The 23,862-nt window shown below is 59.7% G+C and carries 24 protein-coding genes; 16 read left to right on the top strand and 8 right to left on the bottom strand.

Annotated elements, in window-relative coordinates; translation table 11 throughout:
• Positions 1 to 11: 11 nt before the first annotated feature.
• Genes asd through ASC74_RS29585 form a run of 3 tightly spaced genes read right to left on the bottom strand, consistent with a single transcriptional unit; the run spans position 12 to position 3,287 of the window.
• A complete protein-coding gene (asd, locus tag ASC74_RS29595; protein ID WP_046056842.1) occupies positions 12 to 872 on the bottom strand; it encodes an archaetidylserine decarboxylase in 861 nt (286 codons plus the stop codon).
• An 18-nt stretch (positions 873 to 890) separates the two neighbouring features.
• Positions 891 to 1,706, bottom strand: a complete 816-nt coding sequence (locus ASC74_RS29590; RefSeq protein ID WP_056746381.1) for a rhodanese-like domain-containing protein — start codon at positions 1,704 to 1,706, stop codon at positions 891 to 893.
• 42 nt (positions 1,707 to 1,748) lie between these two features.
• Positions 1,749 to 3,287, bottom strand: coding sequence for an HDOD domain-containing protein (locus tag ASC74_RS29585; RefSeq protein WP_056746379.1), 1,539 nt, complete (start codon positions 3,285 to 3,287; stop codon positions 1,749 to 1,751).
• A gap of 166 nt (positions 3,288 to 3,453) precedes the next feature.
• On the opposite strand from ASC74_RS29585, the gene motA reads away from it, so the two are divergent.
• From motA to ASC74_RS29570, 4 genes are all read left to right on the top strand, one after another.
• Positions 3,454 to 4,305: a flagellar motor stator protein MotA gene (gene motA / locus ASC74_RS29580; RefSeq protein WP_008153327.1), complete on the top strand. Its 852-nt coding sequence runs from the start codon at positions 3,454 to 3,456 to the stop codon at positions 4,303 to 4,305.
• Between the two features lie 3 nt (positions 4,306 to 4,308).
• Positions 4,309 to 5,343, top strand: a complete 1,035-nt coding sequence (gene motB / locus ASC74_RS29575; protein ID WP_056746377.1) for a flagellar motor protein MotB — start codon at positions 4,309 to 4,311, stop codon at positions 5,341 to 5,343.
• Positions 5,344 to 5,800: 457 nt separating this feature from the next.
• Positions 5,801 to 6,055 (top strand): type II toxin-antitoxin system HicA family toxin, encoded by a 255-nt coding sequence (locus tag ASC74_RS31490; protein ID WP_082555910.1) that lies wholly within the window; start codon positions 5,801 to 5,803, stop codon positions 6,053 to 6,055.
• Entirely contained in the window at positions 6,052 to 6,384 is a 333-nt protein-coding gene (locus ASC74_RS29570) for a type II toxin-antitoxin system HicB family antitoxin (protein ID WP_056746376.1), read from the top strand. Before ASC74_RS31490 ends, ASC74_RS29570 begins: the two co-directional genes overlap by 4 nt.
• Before the next feature lie 109 nt (positions 6,385 to 6,493).
• Here the strand turns inward: ASC74_RS29570 and ASC74_RS29565 are convergent, their stop codons facing one another.
• From ASC74_RS29565 to rsgA, 4 genes are all read right to left on the bottom strand, one after another.
• Entirely contained in the window at positions 6,494 to 6,979 is a 486-nt protein-coding gene (locus ASC74_RS29565) for a toll/interleukin-1 receptor domain-containing protein (protein ID WP_056746374.1), read from the bottom strand.
• Positions 6,979 to 7,938 (bottom strand): caspase family protein, encoded by a 960-nt coding sequence (locus tag ASC74_RS29560; protein ID WP_056746371.1) that lies wholly within the window; start codon positions 7,936 to 7,938, stop codon positions 6,979 to 6,981. Before ASC74_RS29560 ends, ASC74_RS29565 begins: the two co-directional genes overlap by 1 nt.
• A gap of 3 nt (positions 7,939 to 7,941) precedes the next feature.
• Positions 7,942 to 8,349, bottom strand: coding sequence for a TIR domain-containing protein (locus tag ASC74_RS29555; protein WP_056746369.1), 408 nt, complete (start codon positions 8,347 to 8,349; stop codon positions 7,942 to 7,944).
• A 212-nt stretch (positions 8,350 to 8,561) separates the two neighbouring features.
• Positions 8,562 to 9,593 carry a small ribosomal subunit biogenesis GTPase RsgA gene (gene rsgA, locus ASC74_RS29550; protein WP_008153263.1) on the bottom strand — a complete coding sequence of 344 codons (1,032 nt, stop codon included), beginning with the start codon at positions 9,591 to 9,593 and terminating at the stop codon, positions 8,562 to 8,564.
• Positions 9,594 to 9,700: 107 nt separating this feature from the next.
• On the opposite strand from rsgA, the gene orn reads away from it, so the two are divergent.
• Positions 9,701 to 10,243 (top strand): oligoribonuclease, encoded by a 543-nt coding sequence (gene orn, locus ASC74_RS29545; protein WP_056746367.1) that lies wholly within the window; start codon positions 9,701 to 9,703, stop codon positions 10,241 to 10,243.
• A gap of 193 nt (positions 10,244 to 10,436) precedes the next feature.
• Entirely contained in the window at positions 10,437 to 11,048 is a 612-nt protein-coding gene (locus ASC74_RS29540) for a trimeric intracellular cation channel family protein (RefSeq protein WP_008153267.1), read from the top strand.
• A gap of 88 nt (positions 11,049 to 11,136) precedes the next feature.
• On the opposite strand, the gene queG is transcribed toward ASC74_RS29540, so the two are convergent.
• Entirely contained in the window at positions 11,137 to 12,201 is a 1,065-nt protein-coding gene (gene queG / locus ASC74_RS29535; RefSeq protein WP_056746365.1) for a tRNA epoxyqueuosine(34) reductase QueG, read from the bottom strand.
• Between the two features lie 63 nt (positions 12,202 to 12,264).
• Between queG and ASC74_RS29530 the strand changes: the two genes are divergently transcribed.
• The 10 genes from ASC74_RS29530 to ASC74_RS29485 all read left to right on the top strand — a co-directional run bounded on the left by ASC74_RS29530 (position 12,265) and on the right by ASC74_RS29485 (position 23,836).
• Positions 12,265 to 13,764 (top strand): bifunctional ADP-dependent NAD(P)H-hydrate dehydratase/NAD(P)H-hydrate epimerase, encoded by a 1,500-nt coding sequence (locus tag ASC74_RS29530; protein ID WP_056746363.1) that lies wholly within the window; start codon positions 12,265 to 12,267, stop codon positions 13,762 to 13,764.
• Entirely contained in the window at positions 13,752 to 14,222 is a 471-nt protein-coding gene (gene tsaE / locus ASC74_RS29525) for a tRNA (adenosine(37)-N6)-threonylcarbamoyltransferase complex ATPase subunit type 1 TsaE (protein ID WP_046045717.1), read from the top strand. The genes ASC74_RS29530 and tsaE overlap by 13 nt, the downstream gene beginning before the upstream one ends.
• Positions 14,223 to 15,650, top strand: a complete 1,428-nt coding sequence (locus ASC74_RS29520) for an N-acetylmuramoyl-L-alanine amidase (RefSeq protein WP_056746361.1) — start codon at positions 14,223 to 14,225, stop codon at positions 15,648 to 15,650.
• Positions 15,647 to 17,557, top strand: coding sequence for a DNA mismatch repair endonuclease MutL (gene mutL, locus ASC74_RS29515; RefSeq protein WP_056746359.1), 1,911 nt, complete (start codon positions 15,647 to 15,649; stop codon positions 17,555 to 17,557). The genes ASC74_RS29520 and mutL overlap by 4 nt, the downstream gene beginning before the upstream one ends.
• Positions 17,557 to 18,528, top strand: coding sequence for a tRNA (adenosine(37)-N6)-dimethylallyltransferase MiaA (gene miaA / locus ASC74_RS29510; protein ID WP_056746357.1), 972 nt, complete (start codon positions 17,557 to 17,559; stop codon positions 18,526 to 18,528). Before mutL ends, miaA begins: the two co-directional genes overlap by 1 nt.
• A gap of 94 nt (positions 18,529 to 18,622) precedes the next feature.
• Positions 18,623 to 18,883, top strand: a complete 261-nt coding sequence (hfq, locus tag ASC74_RS29505; RefSeq protein WP_007902656.1) for an RNA chaperone Hfq — start codon at positions 18,623 to 18,625, stop codon at positions 18,881 to 18,883.
• 12 nt (positions 18,884 to 18,895) lie between these two features.
• A complete protein-coding gene (gene hflX, locus ASC74_RS29500; RefSeq protein ID WP_010464197.1) occupies positions 18,896 to 20,197 on the top strand; it encodes a ribosome rescue GTPase HflX in 1,302 nt (433 codons plus the stop codon).
• A 96-nt stretch (positions 20,198 to 20,293) separates the two neighbouring features.
• Positions 20,294 to 21,463 carry an FtsH protease activity modulator HflK gene (hflK, locus tag ASC74_RS29495; RefSeq protein WP_056746354.1) on the top strand — a complete coding sequence of 390 codons (1,170 nt, stop codon included), beginning with the start codon at positions 20,294 to 20,296 and terminating at the stop codon, positions 21,461 to 21,463.
• A complete protein-coding gene (gene hflC / locus ASC74_RS29490) occupies positions 21,463 to 22,332 on the top strand; it encodes a protease modulator HflC (protein ID WP_056746351.1) in 870 nt (289 codons plus the stop codon). Before hflK ends, hflC begins: the two co-directional genes overlap by 1 nt.
• Before the next feature lie 316 nt (positions 22,333 to 22,648).
• On the top strand, positions 22,649 to 23,836 hold the full coding sequence (locus ASC74_RS29485; protein ID WP_056746350.1) for an ATP phosphoribosyltransferase regulatory subunit: 1,188 nt from the start codon (positions 22,649 to 22,651) through the stop codon (positions 23,834 to 23,836).
• The last annotated feature ends 26 nt before the right edge of the window (positions 23,837 to 23,862 follow it).

Below are 23,862 nucleotides of genomic sequence, written 5' to 3'. Positions count from 1 at the left end.
CGGATCAGGGATCAGGCTTTTGCCAGACCCATGCCCTGGCCCATCTGCACCGGCGAACCGGCCGCCAGCTCTTCAGCCCACTTCACTTGATCAGGCCCGAACAGCACGACAGCGGTCGAACCCAGTTTGAATCGACCCAGTTCTGCACCTTTCTCCAAATGGATCGGCGCACGGGCGGCTTCGTCGTAGCGGAAGGTTTTCAGCTCGCGTTTTGGCGGAGTGACCAACCCGGCCCAGACAGTTTCGATCGACGCCACGATCATCGCGCCCACCAGCACCACGGCCATCGGCCCGCGCTCGGTGTCGAAAATGCATGCCACACGCTCGTTGCGGGCGAACAGTTCCGGAACGTTTTCAGCAGTGGTCTGGTTGACCGAGAAGATCCGGCCCGGGATGTAGACCATCTCGCGCAGGGTGCCGGCCAGCGGCATGTGCACGCGATGGTAGTCCTTCGGCGACAGATAAATAGTTGCGAAATCACCGCCCATGAACGGCGCTGCGTTGGCAGCGTCGCCGCCCAGCAATTCCAGCACGCTGAAGCTGTGACCCTTGGCCTGGAACACGCGACCGTGTTCGATCGGGCCCAGTTGGCTGACCGCGCCGTCGGCCGGGCTGAGAATCGCGCCAGGCGTCTGGTCCAGCGGGCGAGCGCCATCCTTCAAGGCGCGAGTGAAGAACGCATTGAAGTGCTCGTAGGCCGTCAGGTCTTCGACCAGCGCCTGCGACATGTCCACTTGATAACGCTTGGCGAACCACGCGGTAAACGCGTTTTTGAACCAGCGCACGCGGCATTCGGCAATGCAGCCGGCCAGTCGCGACAGCAGGTGATGGGGCAGCAGGTATTGGCTGAGGATAAACAAACGCTTATTCATTAACTGTCCTTAAAAACCTTAAATCTCTACGGGCGTGTCGGGGTGGTTGCCCCATTCGCCCCAGGAACCGGCGTAGCCTTTGACCCGCGGATAACCGAGGGATTTGGCCACCAGATAGGTGAAGCCAGAACGATGGTGAGTCTGGCAGTGGGTAATCACTTCTTTGTCTTTGCTGATCCCGAGTTTTTCCAGGATCTGCGGCATGTCGGTGCGGATGCGCAGGTTGCGCGTCTGATCCATGCCCGCGGTCCATTCGAAATTGACCGCGCCGGGAATGTGCCCGGCCTTGGCCGCCAGGACTTTCTCGCCGGAGTACTCCAGCGGCCCGCGTGCGTCCCAGATTGCCAGGTCGGCGGCGCCGAGACGGCTTTGCAGGTACTCGCGGGTGGCAGTGGGTTCGTCGTGCAAGGTCAACGCAACCGGGCCGCCGACCGGAGCTGGGATCTGGATCGACATGGGTAAGCCTTCTGCCAGCCAGGCCTTCAGGCCGCCGTCGACATAGTGGTACTTGCTGTGGCCGATGACATCCAGCAGCCAGATAAAGCGTCCGGCCCAACCGCCGCCTTCGTCGTCATAGACCACGTAGACCGCGTCCTTGTTGTGTCCCAGCTCACCGAACAACACTTCGAGTGCCGCTTGCGGCGGCATCAGTCCCGGCGCAGGAGCCTGACCGAGTTGCGTGCGTTTCGGATCGACAAAACGCGCACCGGGGATATGCCCTTCGGCATAGCGGGCGCTGCTGGTCAGGTCCACCAGAATCAGTTCGCGGGAGTCGAGACGGGCGAGCAAGTCGCTCGGCTCGATGACCAGCGGCAAGCCAGAGAAGTCAGACATGTGAGGTCTCCAGAACACAAAGGGGAGGATTGTATAGCAGCGTCATTGGCCGCGGTGACTAAAGCTGTGCAGGGCTTTCTCGATGCACTGCGCGGTTTTGCCGAAGGCTTGCACGGTGATTTCCGAGAACGGTCCGCCGCCCTGATCCGCCACCACAATCATGATCACCCGACCATTATTGACCACTGAGCGCAACAGCACGTGTTCGCCGCCGAACTGTGAGCGCAGGCTGGCCGGCAACAGGGCGGAAAATTGTGCGTTGTTGGCCGGCGTCAGGCGCACCTGGGCTTGCTGCGAGAGCAGGCGTTGCAGCACGGTGCTCTGGCTGACGGCGAAGTTCAGGCCGGCCAATTCTTTTGGCAGCCCGGCCGTCTGGTGCACCCGCAGATTGTCATGGGTACGGTCGGCCATCAGGATCATCACCCGACGCATGCCGCACGCGACCAAAGCGTCCCGGGCAGACGTGGTCAAGTGCATGGCATTGGTGAAGCGACTCGGCTCGACCAGCAGCTCGGCGCACTGTCTGCGCCATTTCGCCAGGTCTTCGGCCGTCGGTGCCGGGGCCGGCAGCAAGCCTGCGTGAACGCGGTTCATGCCCCACGGCCAGATCAGTGAAACGGCCGGGTGCCAAAGGTCTGGCATTGCATGATGACGGGCGCTGTTGGCGGCCTGTTGGTGCAACTGCTGCTGCACTTCGTCCATCGACATTTGCAGGTAAAGGCTGGTCAGGTACTGCCAACGCTCACTGTGCGGGCTGTCCCAGGCCTGTTGTGCCGACAGCGCCAGACCGTTGGCCAGCAGCACTGTATTAGCCGGTTGATTGAGCCAGCGGCGCAGGGTCGGATCGTCATCGAGGCGGTTCTGCTGGCGCAATGGATGATCGCTGTCGCGAGCGATGCGCAGGACTTTCACCAGCTCACGTTGCTCGTTGAGCAGCAGCCGATAACCCTGTTGCACCCAGATCGGCAGGCGCCAGATGTCCACGAGCGCCAGGCAGATATCCAGCAGGCGAGCGCCGAACAATTGCTTTTCGACTTTGCGCGCCGACTCGCCTTTGTGGATGACCCGCAGCTCCCATTCTTCGAGCAGCTGCGGATGGGTCAACGCCATCGGCCAGAGCGGCGAGAGAAACAGCAGGCTGCCCCAGTGGATGTCCTGCCACAGCCGCGCCAGGCGACTGGCAAAAAAACCGTTGGCCTGTTGGGTCGCGTGCTGGCTGATCAGTTGCAGCTGACGCAGGGCGATCGGGATCTCCGATTGCGGCTGGGCAGGCAGGCGGGCGAGCAGTTCTTCGGTGCGCTTCAAACCGAGGCGATTGATCGCCACCTCAAGGTTTTCCGCAGGCTCGGTCATGCTGCCATGGGTGTGGCGATTGGCTTCGCGAATCACGCTCAAGGCCAGCGCGGGGCTGTCCTGTATCAGTTCGGCGATATCGCGCAGGGAGCTGCGGCTGTTGGCGATGGCCTTGCAGACACGGTCATGACTGGCTTGCGGAACCGGCAGGCGCACGCCATCGAGAAGCTTGACCCAGCCTTCGAGAGTGGTTGGTTTTGGAGATGGAACGTTCGTTTCGTTAGCCATGGTTGGACGCGATCATCGTCTGCATTACCTATGCCCGGAGCGGGCCAAATTGGCTTTTCGCCTGAACTGGCTATAGTCTGGCGCAGTTTTGCCGATAAGTAGAAGAAGAGATTTTTTAACTTCCGAATATGACCTTGAACCCGACTCAGTAAGTGCTCTCCTACCTATGGCTAAATTAATCGGCATCATCGTCGTATTCGCGAGCGTGCTCGGCGGATACGTGCTCTCCCACGGCAAAATTGCCGCCCTGATTCAGCCCTTCGAGGTGATGATTATTGGTGGTGCGGCACTCGGTGCATTTCTGCAGGCCAACCCCGGTTACATGACCATGCACGTGCTCAAGAAATCCTTGGGCATGTTCACTTCGCGTTTCAACCACACGTTCTATCTGGAAGTGCTGGGCCTGATCTACGAGATCCTCAACAAGAGCCGCCGCGAAGGCATGATGGCGATCGAAGGCGATATCGAAGATGCCGCCGCGAGCCCGATTTTCGCCAAGTACCCGGCCGTGCTCAAAGACGAACGCATGACCGCGTTCATCTGCGATTACCTGCGCATCATGTCCTCCGGCAACATGGCTCCCCATGAGCTTGAAGGCCTGTTCGACATGGAGCTTTACAGCCTCAAGGAAGACCTCGAGCATCCGTCCCACGCGGTGAACGGCATTGCCGACGCCATGCCGGGTTTCGGTATCGTCGCGGCGGTACTCGGTATCGTGGTGACCATGGCTTCCCTGGGTGAAGGCGATCAGAAATCCATCGGCCTGCACGTCGGTGCGGCACTCGTCGGTACCTTTTTCGGTATTCTCGCGGCGTACGGTTTCTTCGGTCCGCTGGCCCATTCCCTGGCCCACGATGCCAAGGAAGAACTGAACGTCTACGAAGCCATCAAGGCCTCGCTGGTGGCTTCCGCTTCCGGCATGCCGCCATCGCTGGCGGTAGAGTTCGGTCGTAAGGTTCTGTACCCGGCGCACCGTCCTAGCTTCGCTGAGCTGGAACAAGCGGTTCGCGGTCGCTAAGTCATGGAAAATAACCAGCCGATAATCATCAAGCGCGTCAAGCGCATCGCCGGCGGGCATCACGGGGGCGCCTGGAAAATCGCCTTCGCGGACTTCGCGACGGCGATGATGGCGTTCTTCCTGGTGCTGTGGCTGCTGTCCACCGCAACGCCTGAACAGAAGATCGCCATCGCCGGTTACTTCAAGGACCCGGTCGGCTTTTCCGAAAGCGGCACGCCGTACATCATCGACCTGGGCGGCACGCCGACCCTGGCGCCGGAGAACACCCTCAACCCCGAGGTGAAATCCCAGCCGCAGCCAGACAAGGTGACCATCGACGCCGAGCAGGTTGAAGGCATGGCCGAGCAGGTCGAGAAGGAACGTCTCGAGTTGCTGCTGCAAGAACTGCAGACCAAGGTTGAAGAGAACCCGCAGCTGAAGAAATTCAAAGACCAGATCAGTTTCGAAATCACGCCGGACGGTTTGCGCATCCAGATCGTGGACGCCGAAAACCGGCCGATGTTCGACTCCGGCAGTGCTCGTCTGAAGCCGTACTTCGAAGACATCCTGCTGGCCATGGCCGACACCATTAAAGCGGTGCCGAACAAGATCAGCATCAGCGGCCACACCGATGCCAAGCCGTACACGGGCACCGGTGACTTTGGTAACTGGGAGCTCTCGGCCAACCGTGCCAACGCTGCACGTCGTGCGCTGGTCGCGGGCAGTTATCCGGATACTCAGGTGGCGCGGGTCGTCGGTTATGCCTCGTCGGCGTTGTTCGATCGCGAGCACCCGTTCAATCCGATCAATCGCCGTATCGACATCGTGGTGCTGACCAAGAAAGCCCAGCGTGCCATCGAAGGTTCGCAAGGTGCGGAATCGGCTCCAGAGCAAACGCCAACGCAAGGGCAGGGCGGCCCGGGCGAAGTGCCCGTCACGCCAGCCGATCCGAATGCGTTGCCGGCGGATAAGGAACCGTTGCCGGCGCATGAGCTTCGCGAGCGCTTGAATTTGTTCGATAACCCGGCGCCTAAACCGGGTGAGCCGCCCAAGCAGTGACCCATGAAAAAGCCGACAGCGATGTCGGCTTTTTTGTGCCTGTTGTCTAGTCCTGAAATAGGTTTACACCTGTCACCCTAACGCTCGATGCATCGCATCGGGCGTTTGTATTTTAAGGACGGTTGTCTCTGCTTTGATTGGGGCGCCAGTGCCTGACTGCAGTTGATGAGAAGTCCTCAACCCTTACAATCGCCCACAACACGGCCCCTATCGGTTGAAGTGCTTCGGTGCTGAGACCGCTTAGGGGGTTCTTATTACCTAGGATTTTTCCGTCTTGCCGGTCGCGTTTCTGTCAGTCTTGGTCATTTTCATCCGTCCAGGCCCAGAAGAATCAGATTCAGGAAGCCATCTTCCAGCTGGGAGCATCAGTTGGCCGCCATGCGCTTGGGGTGTGGACAGGGCCGATGAGTCAGGATTCAGGGTTGCTTTCTTTTGCGCGGTATCATAATTTCATACCATGAATAACAAACAGCTCAGCACCCTGAAAGCAGTATTCTCAAGGCCGACCCCAGCCGCGCTGGAGTGGACCCGTATCGAGTCTCTATTCGGTGCCGCTGGCGCCAAGACCATTGAAGGCAATGGCTCCCGGGTGCGCTTTGAGCTGAACGGTGTGGTCGCCACCTTTCACCGACCACACCCGGACAAAGAAGCAAAGCCCTACCAGGTTCGTGATGCTCGGGCTTTCCTTGAACAAGCAGGAGTCACCCCATGAGCGTAATGAATTACAAAGGCTATGCCGCCCGAATTGAATACAGCGAGGAGGATGGCCTGTTTGTCGGCCATATTGCTGGTATCAGAGATATTGTCGGGTTTCATGGCGAGTCAGTACAGGAGCTTCGAGATGCATTTGAAGAGGCTGTTACTGATTATCTGGAGACTTGCGCCAAGCTCGGGCGCACGCCGCAGAAGCCCTATTCTGGCCACCTCAGTCTGCGTTTAGCGCCGGCACTCCACGCAACTGTCGCCGTAAAAGCGCAGCTAGCCCACAAGAGTATCAATCAGTGGGTAGCCGACGTTCTTGATCGTGAGGTGCATGCCTGACCACTGCCACCTACCTGAAAAAAAGCCAGAAGGTGTAAACCTTGTTCAGGGCGAGACACGAGACAAAATACAAAAAAAAGCCGCATCCGACGCGGCTTTTTTACACCTGTCAAAAACCGCGTCGGATGCGGTTCTTGAGTTGGTCGTGGAACAGGTCTGCATTTCCTTTGTAGGTGCCGCGAACCGACTCACTGATCGATTCCAATCCTATCGAGCGTTTGGTTATCGCCTCCTCACGATAAGCATCAATGAAAAAATCGATGTCCGTATCGCCGCTCAGTTTTGGCCATTTGTCGAGGTACAACGGTAAAGCGCTGGGGCCAACCTGGTACGAGCAGATGCGGCGATTGCTGATGGTCGCTTCTCCGATTTCGAACGGAACCCACCAGGACTGTGCGGTGTTCTCCGAAATCACGGCGAGCAAGTGTGTGCATGCGGTGATGTTGCGGGTGATGACCCCGGTGATGTCGTCAGTGGTTTGTGATTCCGGATCCAGCACGTCGAAATAGGTCTTGATGTTGGCTTGAATAAGACGGGTGTTGATGGCGATGGCGTGGGGCCGATCGCTATGGCGGTAGCTGATGAATACGGGCATCAGAAATGTCCTTTGATCGCGAGTTCGCGGTAATAGGCGCCGAGGGCGGTCAGGCGGCAGCCGGTGGAGTTGATGGCGGCGTAGTACATGTGCTCGGCGTCCACCGGTTCGATCAGACTGTGGCGGTTGCACTTTTGCAGTTGGGAGAAGACATCGCCGTGGTCTGGATCGAACGATGTTTCGGTGGGTTCGTAGCTTGGGTCGAGCGGGAACACCGATTCAGCCTCGGCGAACCAGTCGGGGAGCTTGCGCAGTATTTCTTTGGGGATCAGTGGCGAGACTTCACGCAATGAAATGAACTCAGACACATTGGTCTTGAAAACAGGTCGTTGTTCCCAGGCATCGAGCGCGTTGTCGACAAAGGAATAGAGGCTGCCGGGGGTGATTTTCCCCAGAATATTGGCGGCGCCACCGTGCAGTGCCTGCAGCAACAGCCCGGTGAAGATGCCGTGACTTGAACCTTCCATTGCTGGCTGTTCTTTTTTACAGGCAGTGAGAATGGTCATTCCCTCGCCAATTACGCTACTTTCGCTACGCAGGGCCCGCATTTCACCGGCAGCGCCGCCTTGGCAGCAATCGAGAATGATGACTTTGTTTTTGATTTTAGTAGCTTTGGTGGCCCAGTTCAGAATGTCACTGAGCCGTATCCCGTCCTTGGCTGACTTGTAGTCCTGGGGAAGCAGCATGCCTTCGTCGGTATCGGTGTCGAAATTACCGTGGCCGGCGAAATACAGCAGAGCAACATCACAGTCCCCGGAAAACAAATCCTGGATGTGGCCTTCGAGCACCTCGCGGCCCAGGTAATCTTCGGCTGAGGTCAGCACTATATTCTTGAAGTTCGGGTCTCCGTCGGCATCGGTTTTCAGCACCGAAGCCATGGCCATCGCGTCGTTGTTGCAGCCACTCAATTGCGAAACATGGCTGTAGTTATTAATGCCGATGAACAATCCCTTGCGCATGGTTCAACCCGCCGCGTGAGTGCGAATGGCACTGATGATGCTGTTGGTGTTCCACGCACACTCCGCGTGTGCTGCCCGGCGCACCACGGTAGAAATCCGCTCCGCACCAAACGGCTTCACCGCAATGATCACCTTGCCCATTCGCCTGGCGATCTCGATTTCCTTGTTGATCCACTTGCTGTAGGTCGAATACATCCCCGCCATGATCAGCACTGCCGAGCAGGGGCGGATTTTGTTTTCGATGGCTTCTTCCAGCTGTATGTCGGTTTTCGCGCCGGTGATCGGGTTGTCCGGCGGCACCGAAAAATTTTTGAAGGTGAAGCCGGGTTTAGCGTTGAGCAGCCGCATGAGGTTGTCGTGGGCGTGGGGGTAATTCCACGAATGGCTGATGAACAAATGATAGGTTTGCATGGGTATCCCTCGGTATCACCAAAATGCGCAGAGGGCTCGAATGTATGCACTTGAGTGGTCGCAACAAGACCTGCACGGATAAAGAGAATTCCCCTACAAACAGGCGTGCAAGAGCCTTACAGAAGTCTCTGACGTTTAAAGGGTGAGGATATTTGTAGGATGCTACAAGCGGCGCGCCGCCCCGTCAGTGTCGAGGCAGCGGGCGCGTCTGTTTAGTAGCTGGTTTCGGGCAGGCTGGCGATGATCGAGCGATAGCTGTTCATCCGTTGCTGCTGTACGCGGCCTTCTTCAAGCGCCTTGAGCAGGGCGCAACCCGGCTCGCGGTCGTGCTTGCAGTCGCGAAAGCGGCAGGTGCCGATCAGGTCGTTGAACTCGATGAAACCGGCTTCGACGTCGGCACGGCTGACGTGGCCCAGGCCGAACTCGCGGATACCCGGGGAGTCGATCAGCTCACCGCCACCGGGGAAGTGGAACAATCGCGCGGTAGTGGTGGTGTGAGTGCCCTGGCCGGACAACTCGGACAGCGGGCCGACACGGGCTTCGACTTCCGGCAACAGGCTGTTGACCAACGAAGATTTGCCGACGCCGGACTGGCCGACGAATACGCTGATGCGTCCGTCCAGCTGTTCTTGCAGTTGCTCCATACCATTGCCGTGGTGCGCCGAGACTTCCAGCACCGGGTAACCCAGCGTGCGGTAAACCGCCAGCAAGGCATTCAACGCCGGGGCGTTCTGCTCGTCGATCAGGTCGAATTTGTTGAGCAACAGCAGCGGACGAATCCCGGCGTGCTCAGCAGCGACCAGATAGCGGTCGATCAAGTTGGCATGGGGCTCGGGCAGTGGCGCGAAGACGATGACGATCATGTCGACGTTGGCGGCTACAGGCTTGAGCTGACCACGGCTGTCCGGACGGCAGAGTTCGGTTTTACGCGGCAGTTGCGCCACGATCACACCGATGCCCTGGTTGCCGGCACGCCAGACCACCTGATCGCCGGTCACCAGCGCCGGCAGGTTGGCGCGCAAGTGACAGCGGAACACCTGGCCGGCCAAATCGCCATCGAGGGCTTCGACTTCGACCTGCACACCGAAGTGCGCGATCACCAGGCCCGTCTGTTCCGGACCCAGATCGCCACCCTCAAGTGCCTCGACAGCCGAGGACTCGCGTTTGGCGGCGCGGGCAGCGCGTTCGCCCTGAATCTTTTCGATGCGCCAGTTTTGACGACGATTGAGTTGGCGTTTGGCCATGGGTGTTCCGTATCAAGAATGCAGCGATTAGGTAAAACGGCCGCGAGTTTAGCACGCCCCGCCGGTTGCCTAGGCTAAACTGCGCAGCATTGCCTAGGAGCCGACACATGCAAAACCCGCAGAATCTGATCTGGATCGACCTGGAAATGACCGGTCTGAACCCTGATACCGACGTCATCATCGAAATGGCCACCATTGTCACCGACAGTGACCTGAACACCTTGGCCGAAGGTCCGGTGATCGCCATCCATCACAGCGACGAAATTCTCGCCGGCATGGACGAGTGGAACACCCGTCAACACGGCGGCTCCGGGCTGACCCAGCGCGTTCGCGACAGCCGTATCAGCATGGCCGAAGCCGAAGCCGAGACCATCGCCTTCCTGGAACAATGGGTGCCGAAGGGCAAGTCGCCGATCTGCGGCAACAGCATCTGCCAGGATCGTCGCTTCCTTTATACCCACATGAAATCGCTGGAAAGCTTTTTCCACTACCGCAATCTCGACGTCTCGACCCTTAAAGAGTTGGCCGCACGCTGGGCGCCGGACGTGCGCGACAGTTTCAAAAAGGGCAGCACTCACCTGGCCCTGGACGACATTCGCGAATCGATCGCCGAGCTGCAGCACTACCGCAAGCATTTCATCAAGTTCTGATCCTGCGGAGTCTGTTCCGGCCCCATCGCGAGCAAGCTCGCTCCCACAGGATTGCGCGGTCCCTGTGGGAGCGAGCTTGCTCGCGATGGGGCCAGTACAGTCACCAGTGATGATTGGCTGGATTCTCTGGCGCCCTCTTTTGGTGCTTCGGCGAAGTGAGTAGACTGCGCGCCTTCCTGCAAGGACCGCCGCCATGTTGCTGATGCTCTACCTGATCGCCATTACCGCCGAAGCCATGACCGGTGCCCTGTCTGCCGGTCGTCGCGGGATGGACTGGTTTGGCGTGGTGCTGATCGCCTGCGTCACGGCGTTGGGTGGGGGTTCGGTGCGTGACGTGCTGCTCGGCCACTATCCGCTGACGTGGGTCAAACACCCGGAATACCTGGTGCTGACCTCGGTGGCGGCGATGTTCACGGTCTTCGCTGCACGCTGGATGCGGCATCTGCGCTCGCTGTTTCTGGTGCTCGACGCCGTGGGTCTGGTGGCGTTCACCCTTATCGGCTGCATGACTGCGCTGGAAATGGGCCACGGCATGCTGGTGGCTTCGGTCAGTGGCGTGATCACCGGGGTTTTCGGCGGCATCCTGCGCGATATCTTCTGCAACGACATCCCCCTGATCTTCCGTCGCGAACTCTACGCCAGCGTCTCGTTCGCAGCAGCGTGGTGCTACATGCTCTGCATTTACCTGCAATTACCGGGTGAACAGGCGATTTTGATCACGCTGTTTGGCGGCTTCCTGCTGCGTTTGCTGGCGATCCGGTTTCATTGGGAAATGCCGAAGTTCGTTTATAACGACGAAGCCTGACATCACTCGGTCCCTGTAGGAGCTGCCGCAGGCTGCGATCTTTTGACGTTGATTTTTAAGATCAAAAGATCGCAGCCTGCGGCAGCTCCTACGCCAGACCGTGTTGTTTCAGGGCCCACTCGACATGCTCACGCACCAGCTCCGACGGGTACTCACGGCGGGCCTTCAACGCTTCCAGCACCGGAATGCTAGACGGCGCGTTCCCCAGGCCTACCGCCAGGTTTCGCAACCAACGCTCATAACCCGCCCGGCGTAACGGCGAACCTTCGGTACTACTAAGGAACTTCTCCTCATCCCACATGAACAGCTCTGCCAACTCCGCGTTGTCCAGGTTGTGCCGTGGCTTGAAGTCGCTTTCGCCGGACGGACGGGCGAAGCGGTTCCACGGGCAGACGATCTGACAGTCATCGCAACCGAACACCCGATTGCCGATCAGTGGCCGCAAATCTTCCGGGATCGCGCTTTTCAGTTCGATGGTCAGGTAGGAAATGCAGCGTCGGGCATCGAGTACATAAGGACCGACGAAGGCGTTGGTCGGGCAGATGTCGAGGCATGCGGTGCAACGGCCGCAATGTTCGGTGCTGTGTGGCGGATCGACGGGCAGCGGCAGGTCGACGAACAGTTCGCTGAGGAAGAAGTAACTGCCGGCCTTGCGATTCAAGACCAGGGTGTTTTTACCGATCCAGCCAAGACCGGCCTGTTCCGCGATGGCTTTTTCCAGCACCGGCGCACTGTCGACGAAGGCGCGGAAACCAAACGGGCCGATCTCGGCCTGAATTTTATCGGCCAGTTGTTGCACGCGTTTGCGGATCAATTTGTGGTAATCACGGCCCAAGGCATAACGCGAGACGTAGGCTTTTTCCGGTTGTGCCAGTCGTTTGGCCATTTCGGTGTCGCCCGGCAGGTAGTCCATGCGTAGGGAAACCACCCGAAGCGTGCCGGGCACCAGCTCCTCCGGGTGTGAGCGTTTGCTGCCGTGGGCGCCCATGTAGTCCATTTCGCCGTGGTAGCCGGCCGCGAGCCAGCGCTCCAGGTGCTGCTCATGCTCGGCCAGGTCGAGGCCGCTGATGCCGACTTGCTGAAAGCCCAGCTCGCGGCCCCAGTCCTTGATGGATTGGGCGAGGGCGGGCAGGTCTGTGGTAATTGCGGGCATGAGGCGAGAGAAACCGGAGCTGAGGTGCGTATAATTCTGCCAGACATCGGAGCCCGAAGACGCATGCCGCACACTAAAGATGATTTACCCGACGTGCTGTATAGCGCCGCGCAAGTGCGAGCACTCGATGCGAGCCTGATTGCGGCCGGCACACCAGGCTTCGAATTGATGCAGCGCGCGGCGCGGGCGACCTGGCGTGCGCTGGTCCGTCATTGGCCGACGGCGAACGAATTGAGTGTTGTGGCCGGCCACGGCAATAACGCCGGCGACGGTTATCTGGTGGCCGTGCTGGCCCGACGTGCAGGTTGGCATGTGCGGGTGCTGGCGGCCGGTGATCCCAAGCGTTTGCAGGGTGATGCGGCATTAGCCCATGCCGAGGCCGTGTCCGAAGGTGTCGCGGTTCAAGCCTGGAGCGCACAGTCCGAGTTGCGCGGTATCGTGCTGGATGCCTTGCTCGGCACCGGTCTGACGGGAGAGGTGCGAGAACCCTACGCGGGCGTCATCGCAGCGATCAATGGCAGCGGGCTGCCGGTTGCGGCAGTGGATATCCCTTCGGGGTTGTGTGCTGATACCGGCCGAATACTCGGCGCTGCGGTGCGGGCTGACCTGACCGTGACGTTCATCGGCCTGAAACTGGGTCTGTTCACCGGCGATGCTGCAGACGTGGTCGGCGAGTGGGTGTTCAACGATCTACAGGCCTCCGCCGAGTCGTTTAACGGAGTCGCCATCAGCGCACGTCGCCTGACGGCCAGTTCCTTGCCGCGTCTGGCGAGCCGGGCTCCAACCTCCCATAAAGGCAAATTCGGCCATGTATTGCTGATCGGCGGTGATCGCGGTTTTGGCGGCGCCATCCTGCTGAGCGCGCAAAGTGCCCTGCGCAGCGGTGCGGGCATGGTGTCCGTGGCTACGCGCAGTGAACATGTTCCGGCCGCGCTGGCGAGAATCCCCGAAGCCATGGTGCTGGGCACTTCGTCGGCCAACCAACTGATGGAACTGCTGCAAAAGGTTTCCGTGCTGGTTGTCGGCCCAGGCTTAGGTCAGGCTTCCTGGGGGCGCAGTCTTTTGTCGGCGGCTGCCAATGCGCCGCTGCCGCAAGTCTGGGACGCCGACGCATTGAATCTGCTGGCCACAGCGCACGTGAGCTTGCCCAAGGATTGTGTGATCACTCCGCATCCGGGCGAAGCGGCGCGCTTGTTGGGGATGAGCACTGCCGAAGTGCAGGCCGATCGTCCTGCGGCGGCTCACGCATTGAGCAAAAAATATACAGCTGTCGTGGTGCTGAAAGGCGCAGGCAGCCTGATCGCCAGCCCCGATGGGCGCCTGGCGTTGTGTCATCAGGGCCATCCGGCCATGGCCACCGCCGGTTTGGGTGATGTGCTGGCCGGTCTGGTCGGCGCGTTGCTGGCGCAAGGCATGGAGGCGTTCGACGCCGCCTGTCTGGCCGTCTGGCTGCACGCCAATGCTGGCGCGCAAGAGGGTAAATCGGGCCGTGGGCTGGCGGCCAGTGATCTGATTCCAGCCATTCGTCAGTTGTTGGAGGAGCAAGCACCGTGTCTGAAGTAACCCTGTACCTGGCTGATGAAGAGGCGATGACCGCGTTTGGCGCACGCATCGCACAAACCACCGAAGGGCACGGTCTGATTTTTCTCGAGGGAGACCTGGGTGCGGGGAAAACCACGCTGTCCCGGGGCATTATCCGTGGCTTGGGGCATGTGGGCGCGGTAAAAAGTCCGACCTTCACCCTGGTTGAGCCCTACGAGATTGGCGACATCCGGGCCTTTCATTTCGACCTCTATCGCCTGGTCGATCCTGAAGAGCTGGAGTACCTCGGCATCCGCGATTACTTCGAAGACGATGCGTTGTGCCTGATCGAGTGGCCCGAAAAGGGTGCAGGCTTTTTGCCAAAGCCCGACCTGACCATTACCATTAGCCCGCAAGATGGCGGGCGTTCGCTGAAAATTTTGTCCCAGGGCTCGCGTGGCGAGTCGTGGTGTGCCGCTTTGGCATTGGAAACCAATTAAATGATGGGGTTAGGTATGCGCTTTCGCGCGATGGTAGCTGCCGTAGGATTGTTGTTTTTGGCGGTGACCGTCGACGCTGTGGCCGAGACGAAGGTCAACAGCGTTCGCCTGTGGCGGGCTCCGGACAACACACGACTGGTGTTCGACCTGAGTGGTCCTGTCCAGCACAGTGTCTTTACCCTGACCGCCCCGGATCGGCTGGTCATCGACATCAATGGCGCAACTCTGGGGGCGCCGCTAAACGTCAACAGCTCGAACACTCCGATCACCGCCATGCGCTCGGCTCAACGTACGCCGACCGACCTGCGGGTGGTCATCGACCTGAAAAAAGCCGTGACGCCGAAAAGTTTTACCCTGGCGCCAAACGCCCAGTACGGCAATCGCCTGGTGGTCGACTTGTTCGACAACGCCGCCGACGCCGCGCCAATTCCGGCGCCGACCAACGTCGCGACGGTCGCCCCGGTGCCGGTCACGCCGGTGGAGCCTGCGGTGAAGCTGCCGCCAGCCCCGGCCGGCAAGCGCGACATCATTGTGGTCATCGATGCTGGCCACGGCGGCGAAGACCCGGGTGCCTCGGGCTCTCGCGGTCAGCGTGAAAAAGACGTGGTACTGGCCATCGCCCGCGAACTGCAGCGTCAGGTCAACGGCATGAAAGGCTTCCGCGCCGAACTGACCCGCACCGGCGACTACTTCATCCCATTGCGCGGCCGTACTGAAATCGCCCGCAAGAAGGGCGCCGACCTGTTCGTTTCGATCCACGCCGACGCCGCGCCTTCGGCCGCAGCCTTCGGTGCCTCGGTGTTCGCCCTGTCTGATCGCGGTGCGACCTCGGAAACGGCCCGTTGGCTGGCCGACAGCGAAAACCGTTCCGACTTGATCGGTGGTGCCGGCAACGTCAGCCTCGACGACAAGGACCGCATGCTGGCGGGCGTGCTGCTCGACCTGTCGATGACGGCTTCCCTGACCTCCAGCCTGAACGTCGGTCAGAAGGTGCTGAGCAACATCGGCCGCGTCACGCCGCTGCACAAACAGCGCGTGGAGCAGGCCGGGTTCATGGTGCTGAAGTCGCCGGACATTCCATCGATCCTGGTGGAAACCGGGTTCATCTCCAACGCCAACGAAGCGTCCAAGCTTGCCGCAGCGAACCACCAGCAAGCGCTGGCGCGTTCGATCAGCAGCGGCGTGCGCCAGTTCTTCCAACAGAACCCGCCACCGGGCACTTACATCGCCTGGCTGCGCGACTCCGGCGGGATCGCCCAAGGCCCGCGTGACCATCGAGTGAGCCCCGGCGAGACGCTGGCGATGATTGCCGTGCGATATCAGGTGTCCCCGGCCACGCTGCGCAGCGCCAACAACCTGTCGAGTGATGAGCTCAAGATCGGTCAGCACTTGACCATCCCCGGCACTGAACTGGCGGCCAAAGAATGAACCAGGTGCTGACCAACACGGCTCGCATCGAGCTGCTCAGCCCGCGACTGGCGAACCAGATTGCCGCCGGTGAGGTGGTTGAACGCCCGGCCTCGGTGATCAAGGAGCTGCTGGAAAACAGCCTCGACTCCGGCGCCAGGCGTATCGATGTCGATGTGGAGCAGGGCGGCGTCAAGCTGCTGCGGGTGCGCGACGATGGCAGCGGCATTTCGGCCGATGACCTGCCGCTGGCTCTGGCGCGACACGCCACCAGCAAAATCCGCAATCTGGAGGACCTCGAGCAGGTCATGAGCCTCGGGTTTCGTGGTGAAGCACTTGCCTCGATCAGCTCGGTGGCGCGTCTGACCCTCACCTCTCGCACTAAAGATGCCGATCAGGCCTGGCAGGTGGAGACCGAAGGCCGGGACATGGCGCCTCGCGTGCAGCCGGCGGCCCATCCGGTGGGCACATCGGTGGAAGTGCGCGACCTGTTCTTCAACACCCCGGCGCGACGCAAATTCCTCAAAACCGAAAAAACCGAATTCGATCACCTGCAAGAAGTGATCAAGCGTCTGGCACTGGCACGTTTCGACGTGGCGTTCCATCTGCGCCACAACGGCAAGACCATCCTCAGCCTGCACGAAGCCCATGACGACGCGGCCCGTGCCCGGCGTGTGGCGGCGATTTGCGGTTCGGGTTTTCTCGAGCAGGCGCTGCCGATCGAGATCGAGCGCAATGGCCTGCATTTGTGGGGTTGGGTCGGTTTGCCGACGTTCAACCGCAGCCAGGCAGACTTGCAGTATTTCTTTGTGAACGGCCGTGCCGTACGCGACAAACTGGTGGCCCACGCGGTGCGCCAGGCCTATCGCGACGTGCTGTTCAACGGTCGGCACCCGACATTCGTGCTGTTTTTCGAAGTCGATCCGGCAGGCGTGGACGTCAACGTGCACCCGACCAAACACGAAGTGCGCTTCCGTGACGGGCGGATGGTTCACGATTTCCTCTACGGCACCCTGCACCGCGCCTTGGGCGATGTGCGGCCGGAAGACCATCTGGCCGCGCCTGTCGCGACGGCCATCGTTCGACCGACCGGCATTGACGCTGGCGAGTTCGGTCCACAGGGCGAAATGCGTCTGGCGGCCAATGCCTTGCTGGAACAGCCTCAGGCTCAGCCGTCGTTCAACACGCCGGCCGGCTCGGGCGCTGGTGCCGGTTATCAATATCAGTACTCGCCGCGCCCTCAATCGGGTGTGCCTGTGGCTGAAGCTCAGGCCGCCTACCGCGAGTTTTTTGCGCCGTTGCCAGAAGCCAACGCGGTCGCGCTGCCGGCCGGACAGGATGATATTCCGCCGCTGGGTTATGCACTGGCGCAGCTCAAAGGCATCTACATTCTTTCGGAAAACGCCCAAGGGCTGGTGCTGGTGGACATGCACGCCGCTCACGAGCGGATCATGTACGAACGCCTGAAAATCGCCATGGCCAGCGAAGGCCTGAGCGGTCAGCCGCTGCTGGTGCCGGAGTCCCTTGCGGTTAGTCAGCGCGAAGCCGATTGCGCTGAAGAGCACGTCGCGTGGTTCCAGCGCCTGGGCTTTGAATTGCAGCGTCTGGGCCCGGAATCCCTGGCCATCCGGCAGATTCCGGCCTTGCTCAAGCAAGCTGAAGCCAATCGATTGGTCAGTGACGTTCTGGCGGATCTGATGGAGTACGGCACCAGTGACCGGATTCAGGCGCACTTGAACGAATTGCTCGGCACCATGGCCTGCCATGGCGCGATTCGTGCGAATCGGCGTCTGGCCCTGCCGGAAATGAACGGTCTGCTGCGCGACATGGAAAATACCGAACGCAGCGGTCAATGCAACCATGGCCGACCGACCTGGACCCAATTGGGCCTGGACGATCTGGACAAACTGTTCTTGCGCGGTCGTTGATGAACCAGCTCCCTCCTGCGATTTTCCTGATGGGGCCGACCGCCGCCGGCAAGACCGACCTGGCCATCGAACTCACCAAAGTCTTGCCTTGCGAGTTGATCAGCGTCGATTCGGCGCTCGTCTACCGTGGCATGGACATCGGCACCGCCAAGCCCTCCAAAGAGCTTTTGGCTGAATTTCCACACCGATTGATCGACATTCTCGACCCGGCAGAGAGCTATTCGGCCGCCGATTTCCGTCGTGATGCCCTCGAAGCCATGGCCGAGATCACCGCGCGGGGCAAAATTCCGCTGCTGGTGGGCGGCACAATGCTCTATTACAAGGCTTTGGTTGAAGGTCTGGCAGACATGCCGGCGGCCGATCCGGACGTTCGCGCACAGATCGAAGAAGAAGCTGCACGCCTTGGCTGGCAAGCCTTGCACGAACAATTGGCCGTCATCGATCCGGAATCTGCGGCGCGTATACATCCGAACGATCCGCAGCGACTCAGTCGAGCGCTGGAAGTTTATCGCGTCAGTGGTCAGAGCATGACTGCACTAAGGTTGCGACAATCTGCGCAAAGTACTGAAGCAGCCGCCTCGGGACTGCAACAATTGCCCTATACTGTCGCGAACTTGGCCATTGCTCCGGCAAATCGCCAGGTATTGCACGAGCGAATTAAACAAAGATTCACGAATATGTTGGAACAGGGATTCATTGACGAGGTCGTAGCCCTGCGTAAGCGAAGTGACCTGCATGCCGGGTTGCCGTCTATACGTGCAGTAGGCTACCGACAAGTCTGGGACTACCTGGATGGCAAGCTGACGCAAGCCGAGATGCAGGAGCGTGGAATCATTGCCACGCGCCAATTGGCAAAGCGCCAGTTCACCTGGCTGCGCAGTTGGGCTGATTTACACTGGTTGGACAGCCTCGATTGCGACAATCTGCCGCGCGCCTTGAAATACCTTGGGACCATCTCCATATTGAGCTGAGTCCTTGCATTTGCCGTCTATCCTTGGGGGTGTGACGGCCACAAGCCATTTGTTTACCTATTTTTTATATTGAATCCTTAAAGGAGTGCGGCACATGTCAAAAGGGCATTCGCTACAAGACCCTTACTTGAATACTTTACGTAAAGAGAAAGTGGGGGTTTCCATCTACCTGGTCAACGGGATCAAGCTGCAAGGCACGATCGAGTCTTTCGACCAGTTCGTTATCCTGCTGAAAAACACCGTCAGCCAGATGGTTTACAAACACGCTATCTCTACAGTGGTGCCGGTTCGTCCAATTCGTCTGCCTAGCGCAACCGAATCCGAAGCAGGTGACGCTGAGCCAGGTAACGCCTGATAGGAGTCTCCTTTGTTCTTTGAGCGCCACGGTGGTGGTGAGCGAGTAATCCTCGTTCACTTGGATGGACAGGACCCTGAGGCGCGCGAAGATCCGCAGGAGTTTCAGGAATTGGCTAATTCGGCCGGCGCCGAGACCGTTGCGTTTTTTAACGTGCCGCGTCATCGGCCAACCGCCAAATTCCTGATTGGCAGCGGCAAGGTCGAGGAGCTGCGCGATCTGGTCCATGCCGAAAAGGCAGATCTGGTCATCTTCAATCACATCCTCACGCCCAGTCAGGAACGTAACCTCGAACGTGTTTTCGAGTGTCGCGTGATCGACCGTACCGGTCTGATTCTCGATATTTTCGCCCAACGCGCCCGTACCCATGAGGGCAAGCTCCAGGTAGAACTGGCCCAGCTTGACCACATGAGCACCCGGCTGGTTCGTGGCTGGACTCACCTTGAGCGTCAGGGTGGCGGTATCGGTATGCGTGGCCCGGGTGAAACCCAGCTGGAAACCGACCGCCGTTTGCTGCGGGTTCGCCTGCGGCAGATCAAGGGCCGACTGGAAAAAGTGCGCAGTCAGCGCGAACAGTCGCGACGCGGTCGTTCACGTGCGGATATTCCTACCGTGTCCTTGGTGGGGTATACCAACGCCGGCAAATCCACGCTCTTCAATAACGTGACGAAATCCGACGTGTACGCGGCTGACCAGTTGTTTGCCACGCTGGACCCGACCTTGCGCCGTCTGGAACTCGACGATCTGGGGCCGATTGTCCTGGCCGACACGGTGGGTTTCATACGCCACTTGCCCCACAAACTGGTCGAGGCGTTTCGGTCTACGCTCGAAGAGTCGAGCAACTCGGACCTGCTGTTGCACGTGATCGATGCGGCCGAACCGGATCGCATGTTGCAGATCGAGCAGGTGATGGTGGTGCTGGGCGAGATCGGGGCCCAAGACTTGCCGATCCTCGAGGTCTATAACAAACTCGATTTGCTTGAAGGCGTTGAGCCACAAATCCAGCGCGACGAAAACGGCAAGCCCCAACGGGTCTGGCTGTCGGCGCGTGATGGCAGTGGTCTGGAATTGCTTGAGCAAGCCATTGCCGAGTTGCTGGGCGGTGATTTGTTTGTTGGCACCTTGCGCTTGCCGCAACGTTTTGCTCGACTGCGTGCGCAGTTTTTCGAACTCGGTGCGGTGCAGAAAGAAGAACACGACGAAGAAGGCATCAGCCTGCTGGCCGTTCGCTTGCCGCGGGTCGAGCTGAATCGACTGGTGAGCCGCGAAGGACTGCAACCGATGGAATTCATCGAGCAACACACTTTGCAATAAAAGCCTGGTAAAGCGGTTGTGCCGCGGTGACAGGCATTCTGTAGCATTGGTCGGCGCGCCGTGGGTGCGTCTTTGCTTTATCAGATGGAGAGCGCTATGGCTTGGAATGAGCCGGGTGGCAACTCGAATAATCAGGATCCTTGGGGTGGCAAACGCCGCAATAACGGCGACCGCAAGGGACCACCGGATCTCGACGAGGCCTTCCGAAAGCTGCAGGAAAGCCTGAACGGGTTGTTCGGTGGTGGTAAGAAACGCGGTGATGACGGTGGCGGTTCGGGCAGGAGTAGCGGCTTCGGCGGTCTGCTCGGCATCGGCCTGGTCGTGTTGGCGGCCGTGTGGCTGTACAGCGCGGTCTATGTAGTCGACGAGCAGGAGCAAGCCGTGGTGCTGCGCTTCGGCAAGTACTACGAAACCGTTGGCCCGGGCCTGAACATCTATTTCCCGCCGATCGATCGCAAGTACCTGGAAAACGTCACGCGCGAGCGTGCCTATACCAAGCAAGGTCAAATGCTGACTGAAGACGAGAACATCGTCGAAGTGCCGCTGACCGTGCAGTACAAGATCAGCAACCTGCAGGATTTCGTGCTGAGCGTTGATCAGCCGGAAATCAGCCTGCAGCACGCGACCGAAAGTGCCTTGCGCCATGTGGTGGGTTCCACCGCGATGGACCAGGTGCTGACCGAAGGTCGTGAATTGATGGCCAGCGAAATCAAGGAGCGTCTGCAACGCTTCATGGATACCTATCGCACCGGTATCACCGTCACTCAGGTCAACGTACAGAGCGCAGCCGCACCGCGTGAAGTGCAGGAAGCCTTCGATGACGTGATCCGCGCCCGTGAAGACGAGCAGCGTTCGCGTAACCAGGCTGAAACCTACGCCAACGGTGTCGTGCCGGAAGCCCGTGGTCAGGCCCAGCGCATCATCGAAGATGCCAACGGTTACCGTGACGAAACCGTCTCGCGCGCCAAGGGTGAGGCTGATCGCTTCACCAAGCTGGTGAGCGAGTATCGCAAGGCACCTGAAGTGACCCGTCAGCGTCTGTATCTGGACACCATGCAGGAAGTCTTCAGCAATACCAGCAAGGTTCTCGTGACCGGCAACAAGAATGGCCAGAGCAATCTGCTGTACTTGCCGCTGGACAAGATGGTCGAAAGCGGTCGCAACACCAGCACTCCGGTGACCGGCGCGGCAGCCTCCAGCAATGAAGCGAATGTGCGTGCAGCCGATCTGCAGCAACAGCAAGCACGTACCAGGGAGAGTCGCTGATGAGCAATAAATCGCTGATCGCCCTTATTGTCGGCGTCGTCGTGGCGATCGCTGCCTGGAACTGCTTCTACATCGTGGCTCAGACCGAGCGTGCGGTGCTGCTGCAGTTCGGTCGTGTGGTCCAGGCAGATGTTCAGCCGGGCCTGCATGTGAAAGTGCCTTACGTTAACCAGGTGCGCAAATTCGACGCACGCCTGATGACGCTGGATGCACCGACACAACGCTTCCTGACGCTGGAAAAGAAAGCCGTCATGGTTGATGCTTACGCCAAGTGGCGCGTGAAAGATGCCGAGCGCTTCTACACCGCGACTTCCGGCCTCAAGCAGATTGCTGACGAGCGACTTTCCCGTCGTCTGGAATCGGGCCTGCGTGACCAGTTTGGTAAGCGCACGCTGCACGAAGTGGTTTCCGGTGAGCGCGATGCGCTGATGACCGATATCACCGCTTCGCTAAACAAGATGGCGGAAAAAGAGCTGGGCATCGAAGTTGTCGATGTTCGGGTCAAGGCCATCGATCTGCCGAAAGAAGTGAACCGCAGCGTGTTCGAGCGCATGAGTTCCGAGCGTGAGCGTGAAGCTCGCGAGCACCGCGCCAAGGGTAACGAACTGTCAGAAGGCATTCGTGCCGACGCTGATCGTCAACGCCGCGTGTTGCTGGCTGAAGCCTATCGTGAATCCGAAGAGGTTCGCGGTGATGGTGACGCCCAGGCCGCTGCGATCTACTCCAAGGCCTACGGCCAGGATCAGGAGTTCTACGGTTTCTACCGTAGCCTGCGTGCCTACCGTGAAAGCTTCGCGAACAAATCCGACGTCATGGTCCTGGACCCAAGCAGCGACTTCTTCCGTTACCTGGAAAAAGCCAAGCCTTGATACGACGTTGACCTGAATCATCCCCCGCCTGACGGCTAACACCTCGGGCGGGGTGATCCTTTGGGAAAACGTGTGTATGATGCGGCAGCCGGGAAATTCCCGGCTTTTTTGCGTCTGCACGTTTGATTGCTGTTTTTTAGGCAGGCGTCCGAGTTGAATGACTCGACAGGTTTTTCGAGGAAAGTGGTTGGTGAAGCCGATTTCAGGCTTTTCGCCGCGTTGTTCATGCGCGTGGTTTGCGCATGAGCCGATCATTTTCTGCTTCACTCAAGGCTCGCCCAAAGGCTTGCCGCCCGGATCATAGGGGAATGGCGTAATGGCAACGGTAGACCGCTGGCTGCTGCCAGATGGCATCGAAGAAGTACTGCCACCAGAAGCGGCGCGCATTGAAGTCGCGCGTCGTCAGGTGTTGGATCTGTTCCAGAGCTGGGGTTACGAGTTTGTCGTGACTCCCCATATCGAGTACCTGGAATCCCTGCTGACCGGCGCGGGCCAGGACCTCGATCTGCGTACCTTCAAGGTCATCGACCCGCAATCGGGCCGGCAGATGGGTTTCCGTGCTGACATCACGCCGCAAGTGGCGCGCATCGATGCGCACACCTTGCGTCGCGAAGGCCCGAGCCGTCTGTGCTATGCCGGTAGCGTGCTGCACGCTCAGCCGCGCGCCTTGTCGTCGTCGCGCAGCCCGATCCAGCTGGGCGCCGAGTTGTACGGCGATGCCAGCCCGAGCAGCGACGTGGAAGTCATCAGCCTGATGTTGGCTATGCTGCAACTGGCCGATGTGCCGGATGTGCACATGGACCTCGGTCATGTGGGTATCTACCGCGGCCTGGCTCGCGCCGCCGGTTTGTCCGGTGAAGTTGAACAACAGTTGTTCGATGCATTGCAACGTAAAGCCATCGACGAGGTCATTACCTTGACCGAAGGCTTGCCTGTCGATCTGTCGGATATGTTGCGGGCGCTGGTCGATCTGTGTGGCGGCCGTGAAGTATTGAGCGCTGCCCGCGAGCGTCTGGCGAATGCCCCAGCGCCGGTATTGGCTGCTCTGGACGACTTGCTGGCGATTGCCGAGCGTCTGTCCACGCGTTTCCCTGAGTTGCCGTTGTATTTCGACCTGGGCGAGTTGCGCGGCTACCACTACCACACCGGTGTGGTGTTTGCGGTGTTCGTACCGGGTGTTGGCCAGTCCATTGCTCAGGGCGGTCGTTACGACGACATCGGTGCCGACTTCGGTCGTGCCCGTCCGGCAACCGGCTTTTCTACCGATTTGAAAACCCTGGTGACCCTGGGGCGTGCTGAGATCGAGTTACCGTCTGGCGGTATCTGGATGCCTGACAGTACGGATGCGGCACTCTGGCAGCAGGTTTGCCAGTTGCGCAGTGAGGGTCAGCGTGTCGTTCAGGCGTTGCCTGGGCAACCTTTGGCCGCCGCCCGTGAAGCGGACTGCGACCGGCAATTGATTCAGCAGAACGGGCTTTGGCAAGTATCGCCACTGGCTTCTTGAGTTTTCCTGTCGGCCGCGGCCGGCAC

This window comes from Pseudomonas sp. Root329 (genome assembly GCF_001424925.1).
Classification (GTDB): domain Bacteria; phylum Pseudomonadota; class Gammaproteobacteria; order Pseudomonadales; family Pseudomonadaceae; genus Aquipseudomonas; species Aquipseudomonas arabinosi.
The sequence above is the reverse complement of the archived record's forward strand: the minus strand, read 5'-3'. Positions and strand labels throughout refer to the sequence as shown.